The organism is Pseudomonas sp. F8002, assembly GCF_013385495.1.
Classification (GTDB): domain Bacteria; phylum Pseudomonadota; class Gammaproteobacteria; order Pseudomonadales; family Pseudomonadaceae; genus Aquipseudomonas.
Map to the genome: position 1 here is coordinate 232,069 of NZ_JACAPW010000002.1, position 22,832 is coordinate 254,900.

Annotated in this window: 21 protein-coding genes; 7 read left to right on the top strand and 14 right to left on the bottom strand. The window is 62.0% G+C overall.

What is annotated here, in order from left to right:
• Positions 1–94 precede the first annotated feature (94 nt).
• The 11 genes from tpx to HX811_RS03450 form a co-directional block, all read right to left on the bottom strand.
• The gene (gene tpx / locus HX811_RS03400) at positions 95–595 is read right to left on the bottom strand and encodes a thiol peroxidase (RefSeq protein ID WP_177044769.1); all 501 of its coding nucleotides are present in this window, start codon (positions 593–595) and stop codon (positions 95–97) included.
• Between the two features lie 108 nt (positions 596–703).
• Entirely contained in the window at positions 704–3,418 is a 2,715-nt protein-coding gene (gene metC, locus HX811_RS03405) for a cystathionine beta-lyase (RefSeq protein ID WP_177044771.1), read from the bottom strand.
• A 25-nt stretch (positions 3,419–3,443) separates the two neighbouring features.
• Positions 3,444–4,091, bottom strand: a complete 648-nt coding sequence (locus tag HX811_RS03410) for a glutathione S-transferase family protein (protein ID WP_032899376.1) — start codon at positions 4,089–4,091, stop codon at positions 3,444–3,446.
• A 135-nt stretch (positions 4,092–4,226) separates the two neighbouring features.
• Complete coding sequence (locus tag HX811_RS03415) at positions 4,227–4,823, bottom strand: cysteine dioxygenase (protein ID WP_102368879.1); 597 nt, start codon at positions 4,821–4,823, stop codon at positions 4,227–4,229.
• Between the two features lie 16 nt (positions 4,824–4,839).
• The gene (locus HX811_RS03420) at positions 4,840–5,664 is read right to left on the bottom strand and encodes an amino acid ABC transporter ATP-binding protein (RefSeq protein WP_003207489.1); all 825 of its coding nucleotides are present in this window, start codon (positions 5,662–5,664) and stop codon (positions 4,840–4,842) included.
• Positions 5,651–6,343 carry an amino acid ABC transporter permease gene (locus HX811_RS03425; RefSeq protein WP_003207487.1) on the bottom strand — a complete coding sequence of 231 codons (693 nt, stop codon included), beginning with the start codon at positions 6,341–6,343 and terminating at the stop codon, positions 5,651–5,653. The genes HX811_RS03420 and HX811_RS03425 overlap by 14 nt, the downstream gene beginning before the upstream one ends.
• A complete protein-coding gene (locus HX811_RS03430) occupies positions 6,333–7,067 on the bottom strand; it encodes an amino acid ABC transporter permease (RefSeq protein WP_003207485.1) in 735 nt (244 codons plus the stop codon). The genes HX811_RS03425 and HX811_RS03430 overlap by 11 nt, the downstream gene beginning before the upstream one ends.
• Positions 7,064–8,275, bottom strand: a complete 1,212-nt coding sequence (locus HX811_RS03435) for an aminotransferase class I/II-fold pyridoxal phosphate-dependent enzyme (RefSeq protein ID WP_177044773.1) — start codon at positions 8,273–8,275, stop codon at positions 7,064–7,066. The genes HX811_RS03430 and HX811_RS03435 overlap by 4 nt, the downstream gene beginning before the upstream one ends.
• Positions 8,272–9,693: an FAD-binding oxidoreductase gene (locus HX811_RS03440; RefSeq protein WP_177044775.1), complete on the bottom strand. Its 1,422-nt coding sequence runs from the start codon at positions 9,691–9,693 to the stop codon at positions 8,272–8,274. Before HX811_RS03440 ends, HX811_RS03435 begins: the two co-directional genes overlap by 4 nt.
• On the bottom strand, positions 9,686–10,492 hold the full coding sequence (locus HX811_RS03445) for a transporter substrate-binding domain-containing protein (protein WP_177044778.1): 807 nt from the start codon (positions 10,490–10,492) through the stop codon (positions 9,686–9,688). Before HX811_RS03445 ends, HX811_RS03440 begins: the two co-directional genes overlap by 8 nt.
• A gap of 3 nt (positions 10,493–10,495) precedes the next feature.
• The gene (locus tag HX811_RS03450) at positions 10,496–11,332 is read right to left on the bottom strand and encodes a transporter substrate-binding domain-containing protein (protein WP_008435195.1); all 837 of its coding nucleotides are present in this window, start codon (positions 11,330–11,332) and stop codon (positions 10,496–10,498) included.
• Positions 11,333–11,571: 239 nt separating this feature from the next.
• Between HX811_RS03450 and HX811_RS03455 the strand changes: the two genes are divergently transcribed.
• On the top strand, positions 11,572–12,432 hold the full coding sequence (locus HX811_RS03455; protein WP_003207477.1) for a LysR substrate-binding domain-containing protein: 861 nt from the start codon (positions 11,572–11,574) through the stop codon (positions 12,430–12,432).
• A gap of 3 nt (positions 12,433–12,435) precedes the next feature.
• Here the strand turns inward: HX811_RS03455 and dnaQ are convergent, their stop codons facing one another.
• The 3 genes from dnaQ to HX811_RS03470 all read right to left on the bottom strand — a co-directional run bounded on the left by dnaQ (position 12,436) and on the right by HX811_RS03470 (position 14,559).
• Positions 12,436–13,176, bottom strand: a complete 741-nt coding sequence (dnaQ, locus tag HX811_RS03460) for a DNA polymerase III subunit epsilon (protein WP_162835175.1) — start codon at positions 13,174–13,176, stop codon at positions 12,436–12,438.
• A gap of 70 nt (positions 13,177–13,246) precedes the next feature.
• Complete coding sequence (gene rnhA, locus HX811_RS03465; RefSeq protein WP_003207474.1) at positions 13,247–13,699, bottom strand: ribonuclease HI; 453 nt, start codon at positions 13,697–13,699, stop codon at positions 13,247–13,249.
• Between the two features lie 101 nt (positions 13,700–13,800).
• Positions 13,801–14,559 carry a class I SAM-dependent methyltransferase gene (locus tag HX811_RS03470; RefSeq protein ID WP_008435200.1) on the bottom strand — a complete coding sequence of 253 codons (759 nt, stop codon included), beginning with the start codon at positions 14,557–14,559 and terminating at the stop codon, positions 13,801–13,803.
• A gap of 65 nt (positions 14,560–14,624) precedes the next feature.
• On the opposite strand from HX811_RS03470, the gene gloB reads away from it, so the two are divergent.
• The 6 genes from gloB (at position 14,625) to HX811_RS03500 (ending at position 22,832) form a co-directional block, all read left to right on the top strand.
• Positions 14,625–15,392 carry a hydroxyacylglutathione hydrolase gene (gloB, locus tag HX811_RS03475; protein WP_003207471.1) on the top strand — a complete coding sequence of 256 codons (768 nt, stop codon included), beginning with the start codon at positions 14,625–14,627 and terminating at the stop codon, positions 15,390–15,392.
• A gap of 98 nt (positions 15,393–15,490) precedes the next feature.
• Positions 15,491–16,903: a lytic transglycosylase domain-containing protein gene (locus HX811_RS03480; RefSeq protein WP_010171672.1), complete on the top strand. Its 1,413-nt coding sequence runs from the start codon at positions 15,491–15,493 to the stop codon at positions 16,901–16,903.
• Between the two features lie 168 nt (positions 16,904–17,071).
• Positions 17,072–18,901 carry an extracellular solute-binding protein gene (locus HX811_RS03485; RefSeq protein ID WP_008435204.1) on the top strand — a complete coding sequence of 610 codons (1,830 nt, stop codon included), beginning with the start codon at positions 17,072–17,074 and terminating at the stop codon, positions 18,899–18,901.
• A complete protein-coding gene (locus HX811_RS03490; RefSeq protein ID WP_177044780.1) occupies positions 18,898–20,736 on the top strand; it encodes an extracellular solute-binding protein in 1,839 nt (612 codons plus the stop codon). Before HX811_RS03485 ends, HX811_RS03490 begins: the two co-directional genes overlap by 4 nt.
• A 1-nt stretch (position 20,737) precedes the next feature.
• Positions 20,738–21,811: a microcin C ABC transporter permease YejB gene (locus tag HX811_RS03495; protein ID WP_008435207.1), complete on the top strand. Its 1,074-nt coding sequence runs from the start codon at positions 20,738–20,740 to the stop codon at positions 21,809–21,811.
• A 1-nt stretch (position 21,812) separates the two neighbouring features.
• Positions 21,813–22,832: an ABC transporter permease gene (locus tag HX811_RS03500; RefSeq protein WP_008435209.1), complete on the top strand. Its 1,020-nt coding sequence runs from the start codon at positions 21,813–21,815 to the stop codon at positions 22,830–22,832.

The following is a 22,832-nucleotide window of genomic DNA, read 5'->3' on the forward strand; positions in this document are numbered from 1 at the left end:
CTCTGAAGCACAAATAAAAACGGCCTGGACTAGGCCAGGCCGTAATACTGCATCACGCGTGTTACTGCAAAACGACAGTAATGCGTAGTAACAGTTACTTCAAAACAGCCAGGGCTGCCTCGTAGTTCGGCTCTTGGCCGATTTCGCTGACCAGTTCGCTGTGCAGCACGTTGTCGTTCTCGTCCAGTACCACGACGGCACGGGCGGTCAGGCCTTTGAGCGGGCCATCAGCAATCGCAACACCGTAGTCGACAGCAAAGGCTGCCTCACGGAAGTCCGACAGGTTCTTCACGTTTTCCAGGCCTTCGGCACCGCAGAAACGCGCCTGGGCAAATGGCAGGTCGGTGGAAATGCACAACACTACGGCGTTGTTCACGTCGTTGACCTGGGCGTTGAACTTGCGAACCGAAGTGGCGCAGGTCGGGGTATCAACGCTTGGGAAAATGTTCAGCACTTTGCGCTTGCCGGCGAAAGTCGCCAGGGTCGCGTCAGACAGGTCGCCGGCAGTCAGGGTGAAGTCTGGCGCCTTGGCGCCGACTTTCGGCAAATCGCCTTCGACCTGGACAGGGTCGCCTCGGAGGGTAACTTGAGCCATGAACGGAATCCTTCTAGTGGTGGTAGTGAAACGAATTTCAGGTGCCGAAGTTAAACACAAAGTTCGATTGGCACCTATGGGCGGACGCAAATTGTCATGGTGCGAGGCTCAACGCCCCGCCGCCACGAACCCGCGCTGCAGATCCTCGATCAACGCCTCCACATCCTCCAGCCCCACATGCAGGCGCACCACCGGGTTCAATCCACGGTCGGCGGCGCTCTGGCGATCCTGTGTATCGGCCAGGGTCACCAGGCTTTCAAAGCCGCCCCAGGATGCGCCCAGGCCAAACAGCTGCAGGCCGTCGATAAACCGTTCGACGTAGCCGGCATCCGCGCGGTCGAGTTCGAAGGACAGCAAACCGTTGCTCCCGCTGAAGTCACGCTTCCACAGCGCGTGGCCAGGATGCTCCGCCAGTGCCGGATGAAACACCCGCCTGACCTGCGGCTGCGCCTGCAACCACTGGGCAATCTTCAACGCCTGGCGCTCGTGCACGTCCAGCCGAGAGGCCAGGGTGCGTGCGCCACGCAGGATCAGGTAGGCATCGTCGGCACTCACTGCATTGCCAAAGGTATCGCTCATTTTCGCCAGGGCCGGCCATGCCGCTTCGGTGGTGCAGACGCTGCCCATCATCACGTCGCTGTGGCCGCCAAGGTACTTGGTCAAGGCCATGATCGAGATGTCGGCACCCAGCGCCAGCGGCCGGTACAGGTACGCCGAGCCCCAGGTGTTGTCCACCGCCAGCAGAATGCCTCGCGGCTTGCACAGTGCGGCTAGCGCGGGCAGGTCACACAGTTCATACAGCAGCGAACCCGGCACTTCGGCGTAGACCATTTTGGTGTTGGCCTGCAGTTGCGCTTCCAGGCCGCTGCCGTCCGGGGCGAAATAGCTGACTTCGATGCCGAATGGCTGGAGGAACTCCCGGGCCAGTTTGCGCACCGGCGAATAGACGGCGTCGGTGATCAACACATGGTCGCCGGGCCGCAGGTAGGCCAGGAACGTCTGCGCCGCGGCGGCGAGCCCGGTGCCATACAGCCGTGTGCGATAGCCCCCCTCAAGTTCGGTGACCAGATCTTCCAGCGCAAACGCAGTGGGATTGCCACGTGCGCCGTAGCTCAGGACCCGCTCACTGTCGCGTCGGGAGCGCGCGTCACGCATCTGGGCCAGGTTGTCGAACAGCACGGTGCTCAGGCGGGTGATCGGTACGTTCACCGCCCGACCACCATTGCCGCCTTCGGTACGCGCCGCGTGAATCAGCCGGGTACGCACCCGTGACGCGGGCAACAACGGCTTGAGACTGGCGATTTCCGCTTCGCTCATCTGTGCCAACAGGCCAATTTCCCAGGCGAGATATTGGCGAGCAGCGTCCTTGTTGCCGCTATGGCGGTCGTGGGTGAAGAACAGGAAGTCGATGCACTGGTTGTCCGGAGGCGTTTGCGCATCCTCGATCACCGGCAAACCGGCCGCAACCCACGCGGCATAGCCGCCGTCGAGCAAACGCACATCGCCGCCCAAGCCCAACGCAGCAAAAGCGGCCAGTGCCGGATCATCAGCCAGCAGCACCAGTGGACGCCCACCCGCGGTCAACCGCGAACGAATCGACCAGCGCGAACCGACAATCCGGCCCTTGCGATGGATCATGCTCGGGCGCAGGTCCACCAGGTCAACGGTGCCATCCTTCAACGCGTCAGCCAGTGCCTGCACCGATATCACCGGCAGCGCTTCAAAGGAGACAGTCCCCTTTACCTCCAGCGCCAATCCACTGTGGACGCCACCCTCCAGCACATACGCCTCATGCCCCAACTGCCGCAGCCAACTGGCGACAATCGGCGCACGCACACCATCACTGTCCAACAGCACCACCCGCGCCTGACGCACGCCGATGTACAGGTCAGTGGACTGGATCAACTGCCCGCCCGGCGTGTGTTGCGCCCCCGGCAAACTGCCGGCGGCAAATTCTTCAGCGGTACGCACATCGCACAGGAACAGGCTACGGGCCGGGTCCGTTGCCCATTGGCGAACCTGCTCCGCCTTGACACTGACCACCCCTGCCCGCTCCGCCAATTGCCGGGCAGCCGCGCGCTGTCGGGCCAGATCCGTCGAGACCTGATCGGCATAACGCCGGGTACTGCCATGCTCCAGCTTGAAATCCGCCAGGTACCAACCCTGGGTACCGTTTTCCAATGCATAAACCGGGTTCTTCACACCCAGATTGATCAACGTCTGGGCACCGATAATGCTGCGGGTACGCCCGGCGCAGTTGACCACGATCGGCGTGGTTTCATCCGGCACCAGATCGTGCACGCGGTAGCCCAGCTCACCATTGGGGCAGCAGATGGAACCGGGAATGGTCATCTTGCGGTATTCATCGAACGGCCGACCGTCCAGCACCACCAGCGGCTCGCCCGTGGCCTGCCAGTCCGCCAGTTGCTGCGCGGTGACGTGGGGCGTGTGGCTGGCCTCTTCCACCAATTCGCCAAAGGCTTTCGACGGCACATGCACCCCGGCGAACAACTGCAGACCCGCCGCCTGCCAAGCGTTCGCACCACCTTCCAGCACATGCACATGGCGGTAGCCCAGCGCTTGCAAACGCAGTGCCGTGCGCGCAGCCACATCGCCGCCGTCCTGGTCGTAGATCACCAGGCGCACCCGGGGATTCGGTGCCAGGCGCTGCACCTCCAGTTCCAGGCGGCTATAGGGCAGGTTCACCCCGTGAAACAGGTGGGCCTCGCCGTATTGGCCGTGCTCGCGTACGTCGAACAGGGCGATTTCCTGGCCGTCAAACAGCCATTGTTGCAATTGCCCGGGTGTGATGGTCTGGCTCATGGAAGTCCCGCAAAAAATAGATGGGTTACTGCAAGGCCAGCGAACGCTCGCCGGCGGCCACTTCACGGCCCTTGGCATAGGCCCGCTGGACTGCCGGGCGCGCCTTGATGCGCAGACGCCAGGCCTGGATGTTCGGGTAGTCCGCCAGGTCCTGGCCTTGGCGCAGGGGCTGGATCCACGGGAAGATCGCCATGTCGGCCACCGAGTATTCGCCCGCCACATACGGCACCTCCGCCAGGCGCTGCTCCAGCACCCGATACAGGCGCGTGGCTTCGGCGTTCAGCAGGTCCAGGGCAAAGGGAATCGGTTCCGGGGCCTTCTCCTTGAACAGCTGCAACTGGCTCAGGTACGGGGTGATATGCCCTACCTGCCAGAACAGCCATTCCTGGACCTTCTGGCGCTCGGCGGTACCGGCGGGCGGCAGGAAGCGCCCGGCCTTGTCCGCCAGGTAGTTCAGGATCGCCCCGGACTCGAACAGGCTCAGGGGTGCTTCAAGGCGGTGGTCGACAATCGCCGGAATCCGCCCATTCGCACTGATGCGCTGGAAGCTTTCCTGCTTCTGCGCGCCTTCGCGGATGTTGACCGGAATCAGGCGGTACTCCGCCTCCAGCTCTTCCAGCAGGATGCCGACTTTCAGGCCGTTGCCCGTAGGCCAGTAATACAGATCAATCATAAAAAACCCTGGATGAACGCGGATCCAATTGTGGGAGCGGGCTTGCTCGCGAATGCGGTGGGTCAGAAACGCATTCATTGGCTGACACACCCCATTCGCGAGCAAGCCCGCTCCCACATTTGATGTGTGTTGTGCTCAGGAATAGGCCCGGATTGAAGGCGCCATCTGCGAGGCGTTGTAGTTGAGGATCCGGCCGTCTGCTTCAACGCCATAACGGCCATTGAGGGATTCCAGCGGCAAGCCGTACAGGTGGAAATGCAAGGTCGCCTGCTCACCCTCAACGCGAATCCCGTGCAGGTCTTCACCGAGGAACGAGATAGAGGTGCCCGGCTGCACGACGACTTCTTTCTCAAGGGTCAGGGTGGTGAAGCCTTCCTCACGCCCTTCATCGTTGCGGCCATACACGTAGTTGATTTCCTGGCCTTCAACGGCACTGATGATCGCCCAGGTTTCGTGGTTGTGCGGGATGGTGCTTTTGCCCGGCAGCAACGAGTTCAGGTACAGGGTGGGCGTGTCGCCGTCGTCGTTCAGGCGATAGCGGAACGCGGTACTGCCCTGCCCCGGCACCGGCGCGGGGAATTCGCTGAAGTTGAACAGGTCCCGGCGCTCGGCCAGGGTTTCCAGCAGCCCGACGATTTCCACCAGGGCCGCGCGGTCTACGCCACGCTGGTTGATGACGCGGATCTGCTGCAGGAAGTCTTCGATAACGGCGGCACGGTTTGCGGTACTCATGACGAGGTTCCTCTTGTTAGACGGACAGGGTGTAGCGGCTCAGGTTGGTCAACAGGTACGGATCGTTGGCGATCGGCGGCCGACGGCCGGGATCGCCCAAGGCATGGCGCAGGAATTCCTGGGTCCGTTCACTGGTGGGACGCTGGAAGATCTGCTCGGCGCTGCCGTGCTCGACGATCACGCCGTTTTCGGTGAAATAGACGATGTCGCTGATCTCTTCGGCAAAGCGCATTTCGTGGGTCACCAGCACGCAGGTCATGCCTTCTTCGGTCAGCTCGCGAATCACCGTCAGTACTTCACCGACGGTTTCCGGGTCCAGGGCCGAGGTCACTTCATCGAACAGGATCAGTTCCGGGCGCATCGCCAACGCCCGGGCAATCGCCACCCGCTGCTGTTGGCCGCCGGACAATTGGCCCGGATAGGCATCGGCCTTGTGCTCCATGCGCACCTTGGCCAACAGCGCCCGGGCATCTTTCTCGGCATCGGCACGGTTGCGACCGAGCACCTTGCGCGGGGCGATCACCAGGTTTTCCAGCACGGACAAATGCGGGAACAGGTTGTATTGCTGGAATACAAAACCCACACGCTTGCGCAACTCGATGCGCTGGGCTTCCTGGGTCAGCGTATCGACCCGGGTTTCGCCCACGCGAATGGTTCCGCGCTGGGGCTGCAACAGGCCGGTGATGCAACGCAGGATGGTCGACTTGCCCGAGCCCGACGGGCCGATGATCGACACCGCCTGGCCGCGATGCACATCGAGGTCGATGCCCTTGAGCACCCGGTTGTCACCGAACGACAGCTGCAAATCCCGCAGGCTGACCAGGGGTTCAATAGAAGGCATAACGGCGCTCCAGGCGTTGGGTCAAACGGGAAATCGGGTAGCAGTAGGCAAAGAACAGCACCAGCAAACTCAGGTAGATCACCACGGTAAAGCCGGTCATGTTCACGGTGTTGCTGGCGATCTGTGCGGTGTCGATCACGTCGTGCACGCCCACCAGCGACGCCAGGGCGGTGCCCATGGTGACCACCGCGTAGAGGTTCATCCACGGCGGCAACATGCGCTTGAAGCACTGGGGCAGGATGATCGAGCTGAATATCTGGCCGCGGGTAAATGCCAGTGAGCGCGCCGCTTCCCATTGGGTGCTGGGGATCGAGCCGATGGCGCCGCGAAAGATCTCCGCCACGTTGGCGCTGGCCGGCAATGCCAGGCCAATCGTCACCTTGACCCAGTCCGGGAACGACACGTAGCTGCTGCCGATATGGATCTCGAACGGGAACACGTAGGTGGTGAAATAGATCAGCACCAGCCACGGTGCATTGCGGAAAACCTGCACCCAGATCCGCGCGGGCAACCGCAGCAGGCGCAACGGCGACAGCGCTAACGCGCCCACCATCAGCCCCAGCAGCGAACCAAGACCAATCGCCACCAGGCTGATCAGGATGTTCTGGCCGAAACCAGTCACCAGCGCCGGCGACCATTGCAGCAACGCCGACAGCACCGGGAATGAATCAATGGCCATAGCCGGGCATCCTCAGGCGCGCTTCCAGCCAGCGCCCCACACAATTGACGGTAAAACTCAGCAAGCCGAAAAAGCTCAGGATCAGAATCATCAGCTCCAGCACGTTGTCGCTCTGGGTCCAGATCATGATCGAGGCGTAGGTGATATCGCCCACAGCGATGGCCGAGGCCACGGCGGTCATTTTCACCAGGTCGATCAGGTTGTTGATCAGCGACGGCAGCGCGAAACGCAGGGCCAACGGCAACTGCACATTCCACAGCAATTGCCGGCTGCTGAAGGCCAGGGAGCTGGCGGCTTCCAGGGTCACGGCGGGCACCGCCTCAATGCCGGCGCGCAGGGCTTCGGCGTGGAACGCGCCCTTGTGCAGCGAAATCACGATCACCACCCAGGCAAACGGCGTCAGCGGGTTGGCCGCGCCGACGGCCTGGGTCAGCAGCATGTTCAACACCAGGAATGCGCAGTACAGCTGCACCAGGGTCGGCGTGTTGCGGGTGACTTCGATAAACACCCGCGCCGGTTTGGCCAGCCACGGGTTGCCGGAAGTCAGCAGCGCCGCCAGGCTGATCCCGGCCAGCAGGCTGCCGACGATGGTGAACAGGCACAACAGCACCGTGGTCAGCGCGCCCTGCTCCAGGGTGCCGCGCTGATAGGCATCCAGCAGGAAGCTGTAGTTGAGGCCGATACCGGCGGCCCAGTGCACAAAAAGCTCCAGCCAATGACTCATTCGACGCCCCGCAGCTTGCCGCAGGCGACAGCGATACGGCGGCCGGCCTCGGCCACGCTGTCGGTCGCCGTAGCGATGGACAGGCGAAACCACGGCGACAGGCCGTAGGCACTGCCCGCTACTCCGGCGACGCCCTCCTCCAGCAAGTACGCGACGACATCGCCATCATCGTCCAGCCGCTCACCGTCCGGGCGATAGCGACCAAGCAACCCGGCGCAACGCACGAACACGAAAAAGCCGCCCTGGGGTTCGAGTACTTCCAGGCCCTCGACAGTGCCGAGGGCCATCATCAACAGGTCCCGGCGCAGTTGATAGGCCGCTACCTGCTCGGCCAAAAAGCCCAGCCCGCCGGTGAATGCGGCCAATGCAGCGGCTTGACCGACGGAAGAAGCGCCGGAGGTGGATTGCGATTGCACCACCGCCATGGCGTTGGTCAGCGTCTGCGGCCCGGCGCCAAAACCGATGCGCCATCCGGTCATGGCGTAGGTCTTGGACACGCCGCCCACCAGCAGGCAACGGTCCTGCAAATCCGGTGCGACGTTCAGCAGGCTCTGGGCCGGGCGGCCGTCGAAACGAATGTGTTCGTAGAGTTCATCCAGCAGCACCAGCACCTGGGGATGGCGACGCAGCACCTCGGCCAGCGCCTGTAATTCAGCCTCGCTGTACACGGCACCGCTCGGGTTGCCCGGGCCGTTGAGGATCAGCCAGCGGGTGCGCTGATTGATGTGCTGTTCCAGTTGGGCCGGCAGCAGCTTGCAGCCCTGCTCCAGCCCGCACTCGATAAACACCGGTTCGCCACCGTTGAAGCGCACGCTGTCGGGGAACGACGGCCAGTAAGGCGTCGGCACCAGCACTTGATCGCCGTCGTCGAGGGTTGCGGCGAAGGCGTTGAAGATGATTTGTTTCGCGCCGTTGGCGATCACGATATTCGGCAGCGAATAGTCCAGGTGGTTTTCTTCGGCCAGTTTTCGCTGCACGGCCACGCGCAAGGCTTTTACCCCGGGTGTTGGCGTGTACTTGGTGGCGCCCGCAGCAATGGCTGCGCAGGCGGCTTGCTTGATGTGCTCCGGGGTATCGAAATCCGGCTCGCCGGTGGTCAGGTCCAGAATGTCGCGGCCGGCGTCACGCAGTTCCGTGGCGCGGGATTTGGCCGCCGCATTGGCCGACAGCGACACGCGCTGCACCCGCTTGGACAGGCGAACGGTCATGGCTGCACCTCAAGGACTTTGCCGGGATTGAGCAGGTTTTTCGGGTCGAGGGCCCGCTTGATGCGGCGCATCAGGTCCAGTTCCACCGGGCTTTTGTAGCGGCCCAGCAGGCCGACCTTGCGCTGGCCAATCCCGTGTTCGGCGCTGATGGAGCCGCCGTGGGCGTGGGCGCTGTCGTGTACCAGCAAGCTCAATTCGGCGTAGTTGCGCATGTGCTCGTCAACCGTTGAATCCAGCGGATGAGCCACGTTGTAATGCAGGTTGCCGTCCCCCAGGTGCCCGAACGTGAAGTTGCGAACACCGGGGAAATGCGTCTGCAACAGCGCATCGGTATGGGCGACGAAGGCGACGATTTGCGAAATGGGCACCGAGATATCGTGCTTCATATTGCGTCCGGCACGCTTCTGCGCTTCGCTCATGTTCTCCCGCAGCAGCCATAGCGCTTCGCTTTGCGCCAGGCTTTCGGCGATCAGTGCGTCGGCCAGCAGTGACTGTTCGAAGGCTTCACCGAGGACCGTTTCGAAGGCTTCGCGGGCGTGGCTTTCACCGTGGTTATCCGACAGCTCCAGCAAGGCAAACCAGGGTTGGCTGGCGTTGAGAAACGGTTGCGGGCCCTCTGGAAATTGCTCGCGCAGCAACGCAAGGCAATCGGCGCTGAGCAATTCGAATGCAGTGAGGTTTGCACCAAAACCGGCGCGGGCATGGGACAGGAACGCCACCGCCTGGGCCAACTCGTCAAAGGCCAGCAGCGCTGTCGCCTGGGCCTTGGGCAGCGGGAACAGCTTCAGGGTCGCGGCGGTGATAATCCCGAGGGTACCTTCGCTGCCCACGTACAAATCCCGCAGGTCGTAGCCGGTGTTGTCCTTGCGCAACCCTCGCAGGCCATTCCAGATTTCGCCTTCGGCGGTCACTACTTCCAGGCCCAGGGTCAACTCGCGGGTGTTGCCATAACGCAGCACGGCGGTGCCGCCTGCATTGGTGCCAAGGTTGCCGCCGATGGTGCAACTGCCTTCGGCGCCCAGACTCAATGGAAACAGGCGACCGGCTTCACGGGCCACGTCCTGGATGTTTTGCAGGATGCAGCCGGCTTCGACGGTCAGGGTGTCGTTGTCGGTATCGATCACGCGCACCCGGTTCATGCGGTCGAGCAGCAACAATACCGCGCGGCCGCTGGCATCCGGTGTGGCGCCCGCCATCAGGCCGGTGTTGCCGCCCTGGACCACGATGGGCGCTTCAAGGGCGACACACGCACGCACCACGGCGGCCACTTCCTCGGTGTTGGCCGGGTGCACCACGGCGATCACCTCGCCGGTGTAGCGGCCCTGTTTGTCGGTCAGGTACTGGGCGGCATCTTCACTGCGCTGCACATGGGCGGCGCCGAGCAGTTGTTGCAGGGTAGCGAATAGCGCTTCACTCATGGCTGTACTGCTCGTGCAGATCACGCAGGGCTTGGGACGGAGCCATGCCGGTACGTTCGCCGAGGGCGATCAACCAGCCGCTGCGATGCCAGTCGCGCACGATGGCGTCGAGCCTGGCCTGGGTGTCGTGTTCGCCTTTGCGGATCCAGATCACGGATTTGGACGGGATCAAATCCCCCGGCAACGGGATCTCGTAGCCGGACCATTCGGCATCGCCGAGCAGCGCGTGCATGGTCGGGCTGACGTGCACCGCCGCCACACAGCCATTGCCGCGCAACGACAGCAGGGATTCGGACTGGCTGCGGAACGCCTTGATCTGCGCGCCGTAGATTTCCTGCAACGGCTTGATGAAGTTGCTGCCCTGGGACACGCACACCGGCTTGTCCTTGAGGTCGACCCACTGGGTGATGCCGGCGCCTTTGCGGATCAACGCCGCGCCGCCGACTTCTTCATAGGGCGTGGGCACGTAGTCGAGAATCTCGGCGCGTTCGTCGGTGTACTGCATGTTGGCGATCAGCACGTCGACCTTGCCCTGTTGCAGGAACTGCACGCGGTTGGGCGCCAGTACCGAAACGGTCCTGGTCTCCACACCCAGCGCCTGGCCCAGGCCCTTGGCCAGTTCGACGTTGTAGCCCAGGTGTTCGCCGGTCTTGGGGTCGATGGTGCCAAACGGCGGACCGCTGAGGATCACGCCGACGCTGATGGCGTGGCGTTGCTGGATCTTGTCGAGGGTGGCGTCGGCGTGGACCAGGCTGGCGCACAGTGCCAGGCCCAAGGCAGTCAGGGTTCTCAATGTCATGTGTCAGGCGCCCTTGAACTGTTTCTGCAACTCCACCAGCGCCGGGGACGCCGGGGTGATGTGGTTGCGGGTCTGGGCTTCGATCAGCCAGCCGCTGCGGTGCAGGTCCTTGACGATGGGGTCGAGTTTGGCCTGGGTGTCGCTCTCGCCACGGCGGGTCCAGATTACCGATGGCGCCGGGTTCAGCTCGGGACTGAGGGTGCGGTAATCCTTCCATTCGGCGCTGTCGTTGATCAGCGGGTTGACCAGGGTGGAGTCATGCACCGCAGCGACGCAGTTGTTACCGCGCAGGGCCAGCAGGGATTCCGAAGAGCTCTTGAAGGCCTTGATCTGCGCGCCCAGTTCGGTCAGCGGCTTGACGTAGCTGCTGCCCTGGGAGGTGCACACCGGCTGGTCCTTGAGATCTTCCCAGCGAGTGATCTTGCTGTCCTTGAGTACGGCAGCAGTGCCGCCGATCTTGTAGAACGGCGTCGGCACGAACCCGAGGATCTCGCCACGCTCGGCGGTCCATTCCATATTGGCGATCAGCAGGTCGACCTTGCCCTGTTGCAGGAACTGCACACGGTTGGCCGGCAATACCGGCACCAGCTGCACCTCGGCGCCCAACTGACGACCCAGCTCGTTGGCCAGGTCGACGTTCAAGCCCCTGGGCTTCTGGGTGGTGGGGTCGATGCCGCCAAACGGCCCGCCAGACAGCAGCACGCCGACCACCAGCACATGGCGCTGCTGGATCTTGTCCAGGGTCGCATCGGCCTGAGCCACTGCGCTGCCGCCCAGGGCGATCAACGCGCCCAGGACCACAGGCAACCTTCGTTTTACCGCCGCGCGCACAAACCCCATGGAACTCCCCTCATTAGCGATCGGCGTACCCCGACCTGATGTGGGGGCATGCTAGGGAGAGTGCCGGGCTAACGGAAATTCAAATATCTAATATCGTTATAACTTCCCGTATATGGACTCGCTGACTTTTGGCCATATACTCGAATTCATTAGCCCTCGTAAAAACCCGGCGCGACAAAACATAAACATCTGTAATGTTTATCTTCGCACCCTTGATATAAAAACGCCCTGGAATGGCCATGTCGACCCTCGATCTTGAACTGCTCCGCACCTTTATCGCCGTGGTCGACCACCACAGCTTTGCCGAAGCCGGCACTCACCTGGCACGCACACAATCTTCCGTCACCCAGCATATGCAGCGTCTGGAACAACAAGTGGGCGTCAGCCTGTTTGAAAAACGTGGCCGGCAAAAACAACTGACAGAACCCGGGATGCAGCTGTTGCGGCATGCGCGGCAGATGCTCTCGCTGAATGACGATGCACTCAATTCCCTGCGGGAAAGCAGCCTCAGCGGCGTACTGCGTATCGGCTCGCCCCACGACATCGCCGACACCATCCTGCCGCCGATCCTCAGCCACATCGCCCGCTCGGCACCGCGCCTGCGCCTGGAGATCGACGTCGGGCGCAGCCCGTTCCTGATGGATGACCTGCACCGGGGCAAGGTCGACATGGTGATTTCCACCCGCGCCGATGCCAACCTGGAGGGCTTTGCACTGCGCACCTCGCCGGTGTGGTGGATTTGTTCGGCGCAATACATTCACTCGCCAAGCGAGCCGCTGCCATTGATTCTGGTGGATGAGCCGAGCATTTATCGGCGCTACGCCCTTGAGGCGCTGGAACGGGCGAATATCCCGTGGCGCCAGGCGTACCTGGCATCGAACCTGATCGGTATCAAGGCGGCAACCCGCGCAGGGCTCGGCGTGACCCCACGGAGCATGGAGATGCTCGGGCCGGATATGCGGGTATTGGGGGAAAACGATGGATTGCCGAGGATGCCGGAGGTGACGTACTACCTGTGGATCCGTCCGAACACGGCGAACCCGATTGCGCGCAAGGCATATGACCTGATCAGGGCCAGCCAGGGGCTGGCGCTGGGGTAAAGGTTATTGCTGGGTCAATTGGGTCCACAACGCGGGTGCGCCGGCAGACTTGGCGATCGCCTCGAGGCGCGCTGCATGCTCGGCCATGTCCTGCTCGCTGGCACGAATGATCGTAGTGGGCTGGCGATCCGCTGGCAGGCGGCGGATTTCCGAAGGACGATTGCCCGAGCCTTCCGCCGAACCATTGCCGTCCGAGGCATTACCGGCCAGGGACAGGCTGGTCTGGCCACCGGTCATGGTCAGGTAGACGTCGGCGAGAATCTCGGAGTCGAGCAACGCGCCGTGGAGTTCACGGCCGGAGTTGTCGACGCCATAGCGTTTGCACAACGCATCGAGGCTGTTGCGCTGGCCCGGGTGACGCTCACGCGCCATCATCAAGGTGTCGAGGATCGAGCAGTGCCGGGTGATATCAGCCCGGTCGGTCTGCCCCATCAGCGCGAATTCGTTGTTGATGAAGCCAACGTCGAACGCCGCGTTATGGATGATCAGTTGCGCGCCGTTGATGAACTCAAAGAACTCATCCGCCACTTCGGCAAACCGTGGCTTGCCCACCAGGAATTCGTTGGTGATGCCGTGGACGCCGATGGCGCCTTCGTCACTTTCCCGATCCGGTTGCAGGTAGACGTGGAAGTGCCGGCCGGTGAGGCGGCGGCCCATCAGTTCGACACAGCCGATTTCAATGATCCGGTGGCCGTCGGTCACCGGCATGCCGGTGGTTTCGGTATCGAGTACAACAGATCGGATGGCCATCAGGGTTCAGCTCTCAACGGTTTGGTACATTTCAAGGGGCGGGATCTTAACACGTCAGACGGCATCAGCTCTGTTTGTAGCCGCGCACTTCATCCACACCGCGGTTGGCCAGTTGGTCGGCCCGCTCGTTGCCGGGATGGCCGATGTGCCCGCGCACCCATTTCCAGGTGATGTTGTGGCGATTGCATTGCTCATCGAGCAATTGCCACAGGTCGGCGTTTTTCACCGGCTCCTTGGCCGCAGTCTTCCAGCCGCGCTTCTTCCAGTTGACCATCCACTCGTTGATGCCCTTCATCACGTACTGGGAGTCGGTCACCAGCAATACGTCGCAACGGCGCTTGAGCTCTTCCAGGCCACGGATCGCGCCCATCAGTTCCATACGGTTGTTGGTGGTGTTGGCTTCGCCGCCCCACAGTTCCTTCTCCACGCCCTTGCACACCAGCAAGGCGCCCCATCCGCCGGGGCCGGGGTTGCCCTTGCAGGCGCCATCGGTGAAGAGTTCTACGGTATCGGTCATTTCACTGTCCATTAAAGCGGGATCCATCAAAGCGGGTTGCCGATAATCGACCGACAAGTGCCCGAGGTCGAGAGGCTCGACCTGAAATCAAAAAGGTATGTTTACTGTTCGCTCTGCTTGCGATTGACCTTGGCCATCGGCATCGGCACCAGCTTGCCCATCGGCTCGCGACGCACCTGGCGCACCGGGCGCAGGCCAACGACGATCTTGCGCGCCACCAACAGGTAGAAACCCCCGCCGGACAATTGCCAGGCACCGGCCCTGCGTTCCCAGCCGGCCAGCCGGCCTTGCCACTTGGCAGACGCAAGCGGCGGACGATAGCACCCGAAGCGGCGTTTCTCCAGCGCAAAGCCCAGCAGGTTCAACCAGTCGCCGACTCGCGACGGCGAGATGCAGCGCGCCTGGCGCAGCCCGTCATGGGCGAACACATGGCGCAAGCCCCAACTGCTCCAGGGGTTGATGCCAATGATCAGCAAATGGCCACCAGGGCGCACGCTGCTGGCCGCTTCGCGCAGCAAACCGTGGGGCGACAGGCAGAAATCCAGGCCATGCTGCATCACCACCACATCGGCCGCATGCTCGCTCAACGGCCAGGCCTGCTCCTCGCAGACGATTTCAACCCCCGGCAGCGGCGCCCCCAGGCGCACATTGCGTTGCACCTGGGGTGCCGACGGCGGGGTTTGTGCCGACGGCCCGTAATGCACCAGGTAACCACCAAAGAACCGACCCAGCTCGTCTTCGAGCATGCGCCGTTCTTCATCCAGTAAAAATTGCCCGACAGGCCCGGACAGCCATTCACGGGCGGCACCGATCAGTGCCAGCCACTCGGGATCGGCCTGGGCGAACGCTTTATCAGTCATTGCATTCTCCAACGCGCCAAGAAGCTCTAAGATGCACCAATGTGTTCAGCTTGGCGAATCAAAGAATGATACAGATCAGTGCCCTGCCCGCCTTCACCGATAACTACATCTGGTTGTTACAGGATCAGCCGAACAAGCGCTGCGCGGTGGTCGATCCCGGTGATGCCGCGCCCGTGCTGGCCTGGCTCCAGCAGCATCCCGAGTGGACCCTCAGCGACATCCTGGTGACTCACCATCACCATGATCATGTCGGCGGCGTCGAGCAACTTAAAAGTGTTTCAGGCGCCACGGTCTACGGCCCGGCAAATGAAAAGATCCCGGCGCGGGACGTGGCACTCCAGGATAACGACCGCATCAACGTGCTGGGTTGGGACTTCGAGGTGTTTGCCGTACCCGGCCATACCCTGGGGCACATCGCCTTTTATCACGAGGGCGTGCTGTTCTGTGGCGACACCCTCTTCGCCGCCGGTTGTGGCCGCCTGTTCGAAGGCACCCCGCAGCAAATGCACACTTCACTGGAACGCCTGGCGGCCTTGCCGGCCAACACGCTGGTGTACTGCACCCACGAATACACACAAAGTAACCTGAAATTCGCCCAGGCCGTGGAACCGCATAACGCGGATATCGCCGAACGGGTGGAGAACGTGCGGCAACTGCGGGCGAACGGCCAGATAACATTGCCTTCGACTTTGGCCCTGGAAAAACGCACCAACCCTTTTCTGCGGACCTCTGAAACATCCGTTAAAGAAAAAGCGGACGAACGGAATGGCCGCGATAACCGGGCCGGGAGTGAGGTGTTTGCTAGCTTGAGGTCGTGGAAAGATACGTTCTAAGCGCGCGGAATTTAGTACGTAATTTCTGAATGGTTGACCGCAACCCACGCGCTTTCTAGAATCGCCCGACATTTTTGCCCGGAACTTACTTCCAGCCAATGTCGTCATCTATTCGTAAAACCAACCATTCAGACGCATTGACCCGCCTGGCTCAAGCCGTGGCGGTGGCTGTGTCCGCTACTCTGGCGGGCTGCCAATCGACTAATTTTGCCGCACAATCCACCGTGCAACCCAAGCCAAACCTTACCGCCAAGATCAAGCAAAAACCCCTTTGGCTATCAGAGAAGCCAAGCCCGGAAGTGCCCCAGGATGTCTGGGAACGCATGCGCCGGGGCTTTCAATTGCAGGACGGGTTAGGCGTCAACCCGCGCATTGAACAGCAACGATTGTGGTTTGCCAGCAACCCATCCTTCCTCGAGAACGCCGGCGAACGCGGCAGCCTCTACATTCATTACATCGTCGAACGCCTTGAAGAACGCAACATGCCCCTGGAGCTGGCGCTGCTGCCAGTGATTGAAAGTGCCTACAACCCAATGGCCTATTCCCGCAGCGATGCGGTCGGCCTGTGGCAGTTCGTTCCCGCCACCGGGCGCTATTTCAACCTGCGCCAGACCCGCGCCTACGACGGCCGCCGCGACATCACCGCCTCCACCACCGCTGCCCTCGACTACCTGACTCGCCTGCATGACATGTTCAACGGCGACTGGTTGCTGGCCCTGGCGGCTTACAACGCCGGTGAGGGCACGGTCAGCCGGGCCATCGAGCGTAACGAGAAGCTCGGTTTGCCGACGGACTACTGGAACCTGCCACTGCCCCAGGAAACCAAGGACTACGTGCCCAAGTTCCTGGCGCTGTCCCAGGTAGTGCTGGCCCCCGAGGCGTATGGCGTCAACCTGAACCCGATCGCCAACACGCCGTACTTCGAAGTGGTAGAAATCAAGACCAGCATGGACCTGTCACGGGTCGCCGCGCTGGCCGAGATCGACGAAGACGAACTGTTCCAGCTCAACCCGGCCTTGAAACAGCGCACCACCCTGGACGGCCCGCAGCATTTGCTGGTGCCGACGTCCAAGGCGCAGTTGCTGGCCAGCAGCCTTTCGGCGATGAAGCCCGAAGAATTGCTGAGCATGCGCCCGAAAAAGCCGGTGTTCGACGACGTTGAGCACAAGGCCATTGCCGGTCGCACCCGCAACTACAAGGTGCGCAGCGGCGACAACCTGACGCTGATCGCCAAGGCCAACAAGGTCGATGTACATGACCTGCAGCGCTGGAACAAGCTCAATGGGCAGGCGCTCAAGGTCGGCCAGACCCTGGTGATGCAGGACACCCGCAAGCTGGTGGCCAAGGCCGACAGCAAGAAGCCGGTGCAATACAAGGTCAAGAAAGGCGATTCGCTGTACATCGTCGCCAAGCGCTTCAACGTCGAGATGCAACATCTCAAGCGCTGGAACCCACGCACTGGCCAGGCCCTGAAACCTGGGCAGATGCTGGTGGTTTCCGGGCCGCGCTAAGCAGCAAACACGAGGGGGAACTGGCAACAGCTCCCCCTTTGTTCTTCACCCTGCGAACCCCCACCCAAGCCTGTAGCCTCCCTCCTACGGCGCCAGCCTTTTTCCAATCGGAACAAGCTGTTACTGTACGGTTCATAAAGCCCAAGCCGCCTGGATCGGATCTCTGACTTGAAGCGTCCCCTCCTTCTACTAATAAGTCTGGCCTTGAGCTTTTCCGCGAACGCGACCATTACCGAGAGCCACGGTTATGCGCAGTTCGGCACGCTCAAGTACCCGGCCAAATTCACCCACTTCGACTGGGTAAACCCCGCAGCGCCCAAGGGCGGCACCTTGCGGGTCATGGCGTTTGGCACTTTCGACACCCTCAACCCGTACACCTTCAAGGGTTCCAGCCCGGTTTCCACCGCCAATTTCCTGCAATATGGCGTCAACGAGCTCAATGAGCCGTTGATGGTCGGCACCGGCCAATATGCCCCTTCCGGCGATGAACCCACCTCCAGCTACGGCCTGATTGCCCAATCGGTGGAATACAGCGAGGACCGCAGCTGGGTGGTGTTCAACCTGCGCCCTGAAGCGCGGTTTCACGATGGCAAGCCGATCACCGCCTACGACGTGGCGTTTTCCTATCGCACGCTGCTGACCGAAGGCCACCCGCAGTACCGCACCAACCTGCAGGAAGTGGCCCGGGTCGACATTCTTAACCGGCATCGCATTCGTTTTGTGTTCAAGCGCGCCGGCAACCCGTTGCTGATCCTGCGCCTGGGCGAGCTACCGGTATTGCCCCAGCATTACTGGAAAAACCGCGACTTCAAGGCCACCACCTTCGAGCCGCCGCTGGGCAGCGGGCCTTACCGCATCAGCAAGGTCAGCCCCGGGCGACAACTGGTGTTCGAGCGGGTCAAGGATTACTGGGGCAAGGACCTGGCGGTCAACCGTGGTTTGTATAACTACGACAAGGTCGAGGTGGAGTTTTACCGCGACAGCGACGTGGCCTTCGAAGCGTTCAAGGCCGGCGAGTTCGATATCTATATCGAGCACCAGGCGAAAAACTGGGCCAATGGCTACAACTTCCCGGCGGTCAACCGCGGCGATGTGATCAAGGCGCAGATCGCCCACCAGATACCGACCCAGAGCCAGGGCCTGTTCATGAACAGCCGGCGCCCGGCCTTCAGCCAGGCCAAGGTCCGCGAAGCGTTGGGGCTGATGTTCGATTTCGAGTGGACCAACCGCACCCTGTTCAGCGGCGCCTATAAACGCAGCCTCAGCTATTACCCCAACAGCGAATTCTCCGCCACCGGCGTGCCGACCGGTCATGAGTGGCTGATGCTGTCGCCCTATCGCGACCAACTGCCGGCCAACCTGTTTACCCAGCCCTTCAGCCTGCCCCAGACCGACGGTCGTGGCATTCCTCGCGACACGATGCGCCGCGCCCTCGCATTGTTGGCGGACGCCGGCTGGAAGCTGTCCGGGCAACGCTTGCTCAACAGTGACGGGCAGCCGCTGAGGCTGGAGATTCTGCTGGTGAACCCGAACCTGGAGCGCATCCTGCAACCCTATGTCGAAAACCTCACAAGCATCGGCGTCGATGCCCGCTTGCGCACGGTAGACCGCGCACAGTACAAACAACGCCTCGATCAGTTCGACTTCGACATGATTCTGATGACCCTCAACCAGACCCTCAGCCCCGGCCTTGAGCAGTGGCAGTATTTCCACTCCAGCCAGGCGGGGATCAAGGGCAGCAAGAATTACGCAGGCATCGCCAACCCGGTGGTCGACCACCTGCTGGACCAACTGCTGGCGGCGCAAACCCGTGAAGAACAATTGGCCGCCGGCCGGGCGCTGGACCGCGTCCTGCTGTGGCAGCACTACAGTATTCCCAACTGGTACCTCAACTATCATCGCCTGGCGTACCGCAACCGGTTCGCCTTCGTCACCACGCCGCCCTACAGCCTGGGCCTGAGCGCATGGTGGCTGAAAGCTTCGGAGAAAGCCCAATGATACCTTTGCGTACTGCGATCCTTGGCAGCCTGCTGTTTTGCGCCGCGGCCAATGCGGCCCCGCAACATGCCCTGACCCTCTACAACGAACCGCCCAAGTACCCCGCCGATTTCAAACACGTCGACTACGTAAATCCGGATGCCCCCAAGGGTGGTACCTTCCGCGTATCCAGCATGGGCAGCTTCGATAGCCTCAACCCATTCATCAGCAAGGGCGTGCCGGCAGATGATATCGGCCTGATCTACGACACCCTCGCCCAGCAAAGCCTGGACGAACCCATCACCGAATACGGCCTGGTAGCCGGCAAGATCGAAAAGGCCCCGGACAACAGCTGGGTGCGCTTCTACATCCGCCCCGAAGCGCGCTTCCACGACGGCCACCCGATCCGTGCCGAAGACGTGGTGTTCAGCTTCCAGACGCTGATGAAGGACGGCTCGCCGATCTTCAAGACCTACTACGCGGATGTCGACGAAGTGATCGCCGAAGACCCGCTGCGGGTGCTGTTCAAGTTCAAGCGCACCAACAACCGCGAACTGCCGCTGATCCTTGGGCAACTGACAGTGTTGCCCAAGCATTACTGGGAGGGCCGCGACTTCTCCAGGGGCAACCTGGAGATTCCGCTGGGCAGCGGCCCGTACAAGGTGGCCGAGGTCAAGGCCGGGCGCTCGGTCCGCTACGAGCGGGTCAAGGACTACTGGGCCAAGGACCTGCCGATCAACAAGGGTTTCTACAACTTCGATTACCGGGTCACCGATTACTACCGCGACAACACCGTGGCCCTCGAAGCCCTCAAGGCCGGGCAGTTCGATTACTGGCTGGAAATCAGCGCGAAAAACTGGGCCAATGCCTACAACACCCCCGCCGTCACCCAGGGCCGCCTGATCAAGGAAGAAATCCCCAACGGCAACCCCACCGGCATGCAGGGCTTCGTGTTCAACACCCGCAAACCGATGTTCCAGGATGTGCGGGTGCGCAAGGCCATCAGCCTGTTGCTGGACTTTGAATGGAGCAACAAGCAACTGTTCAACGGCGCCTACACCCGCAGCCGCAGCTATTTCGAAAACTCCGAGATGGCCGCCACCGGCCTGCCCGGCCCGGATGAGCTGGCGATTCTTGAACCGCTGCGGGACAAGATCCCGCCCCAGGTGTTTACCGAAGCCTTCGAGCCATCGAAGACCGACGCCAGCGGCATGATCCGCACCCAGCAGCGCGAGGCCTATCAACTGCTGCAAGAGGCCGGCTGGAAGATCGTCGACGACAAGATGGTCGACACCACCGGCAAGCCAGTGACCATCGAGTTCCTGCTGGCACAGACCGAGTTCGAACGCATCCTGTTGCCGTTCAAGCGTAACCTGGCAGACCTGGGGATCGACCTGGTGATTCGCCGGGTCGACATCTCGCAGTACATCAACCGCATCCGTTCCCGGGACTTCGACATGGTGGTGGGCAGCTTCCCGCAATCCTCATCGCCCGGTAACGAGCAGCGCGAGTACTGGAAGTCGTCCAGCGCCGACAAGCCCGGCAGCCGCAACTACATCGGCCTGAAAGACCCGGCCATCGACCAGTTGGTGGAAGAACTCATCGACTCCGACTCGCGCAAGAGCCTGGTGGCCCACGCCAAGGCCCTGGACCGCGTGCTGCAGTTCGGCTACTACGTGATCCCCAACTGGCACATCAAGACCTTCCGCGTGGCGTATTGGGACCACCTCGGCCATCCGAAGGTCTCGCCACGGTATGACGTCGGCACCGCCACCTGGTGGAGCAAACCCGACGTGAAACCTGCGATAACCGTGGACACCAACCAGAGCGCCGATCCGGCGAGCGGGGGCGACTGAGATGCTGGCCTATATTTTTCGTCGACTGCTGCTGATCATCCCGACCCTGTTCGGCATTTTGCTGATCAACTTTGTGATCATCCAGGCCGCCCCGGGTGGCCCGGTGGAGCAGATGATCGCCAAGCTCGAAGGCTTTGAAGGCGCCACCAGCCGGATTGCCGGGGGCGGTGCCGAAGTCTCGGTGGCCGGTTCCAGCTACCGCGGCGCCCAGGGCCTGGACCCCGCGCTGGTGAAGGAAATCGAGAAGATGTACGGCTTCGACAAGTCGGCGCCGGAACGCTTGTGGATCATGGTCAAGAACTACGCCCGGCTGGATTTTGGCGACAGCTTTTTTCGCGATGCGAAGGTCATCGACCTGATCAAGGAAAAGATGCCGGTGTCCATCTCCCTCGGATTATGGAGCACCCTGATCATGTACCTGGTGTCGATCCCCCTGGGGATCGCCAAGGCTACGCGGCACGGCAGCCACTTCGACGTGTGGACCAGCTCGGCGATTATCGTCGGCTACGCGATCCCGGCGTTCCTGTTTGCGATCCTGCTGATCGTGGTGTTCGCCGGCGGCAGTTACTTCGACTGGTTTCCGTTACGCGGGCTCACGTCCAACAACTTTGATGAGTTGAGCTGGGGCGGCAAGGTCCTCGATTACTTCTGGCACCTTGCCCTGCCGGTGACCGCCCTGGTGATCGGCAACTTCGCCACCATGACGCTGCTGACCAAAAACAGCTTCCTCGACGAGATCAACAAGCAGTACGTGGTCACCGCCAAGGCCAAGGGCCTGACCAACCACCGCGTGCTGTACGGCCATGTGTTTCGCAACGCGATGCTGCTGGTGATTGCCGGCTTCCCGTCGGCCTTCATCGGCATCTTCTTCACCGGCTCGTTGCTGGTGGAAGTGATCTTCTCCCTCGACGGCCTGGGCCTGATGAGCTTTGAAGCGGCGATCAACCGCGACTACCCGGTGGTGTTCGGCACCCTGTTTATCTTCACCCTGCTGGGATTGGTGGTGAAGCTGATCGGCGACCTCACCTACACCCTGGTCGATCCGCGCATCGACTTCGCCAGCCGGGAGCATTGAGATGAATCTATCCCCCCTCAATCGTCGCCGGTTCGAGCGTTTCAAGGCCAACAAGCGTGGCTGGTGGTCGCTGTGGCTGTTTTTGATCCTGTTCGGCCTGAGCCTGGGCGCCGAGTTGATCGCCAACGACAAGCCGCTGGCGGTGCACTACGACGGCGACTGGTATTTCCCGGCGCTCAAGCGCTACCCCGAGACCACCTTCGGCGGCGAATTCCCGCTGGAAGCCAACTACAAGAGCCCGTATATCCAGGAGCTGCTCAAGGCCAAGGACGCGTGGACGTTGTGGGCGCCGATTCCGTACAGCTACCAGAGCATCAACTACGACCTGAAAGTTCCGGCCCCCGCCCCGCCGTCACGGGACAACCTGCTGGGCACCGATGACCAGGGCCGCGATGTGCTGGCGCGGGTGATCTACGGCTTCAGGATTTCCGTGCTGTTTGCCCTGACGCTCACCGTGCTCAGCTCGATCATCGGCGTGATCGCCGGCGCGTTGCAGGGCTTCTACGGTGGCTGGGTCGACCTGGCCGGGCAGCGTTTCCTGGAGATCTGGTCCGGCTTGCCGGTGCTGTACCTGTTGATCATCCTCGCCAGCTTCGTGCAACCCAACTTCTGGTGGCTGCTGGGGATCATGCTGCTGTTTTCCTGGATGAGCCTGGTGGACGTGGTGCGCGCCGAGTTCCTGCGCGGGCGTAACCTGGAATATGTGCGGGCGGCCCGGGCGCTGGGGATGCAGAACGGCGCGATCATGTTCCGCCATATCCTGCCCAACGCCATGGTCTCCACCATGACCTTCATGCCGTTCATCCTGACCGGCGCGATCGGCACCCTAACCGCGCTGGACTTCCTGGGTTTTGGCCTGCCGGCCGGCTCGCCGTCCCTGGGTGAACTGGTGGCCCAGGGCAAATCCAACCTGCAGGCGCCGTGGCTGGGCATGAGTGCGTTTGCCGTGCTGGCGATCATGTTGAGTCTGCTGGTGTTTATCGGCGAGTCCGCTCGCGATGCCTTCGACCCGAGGAAATGA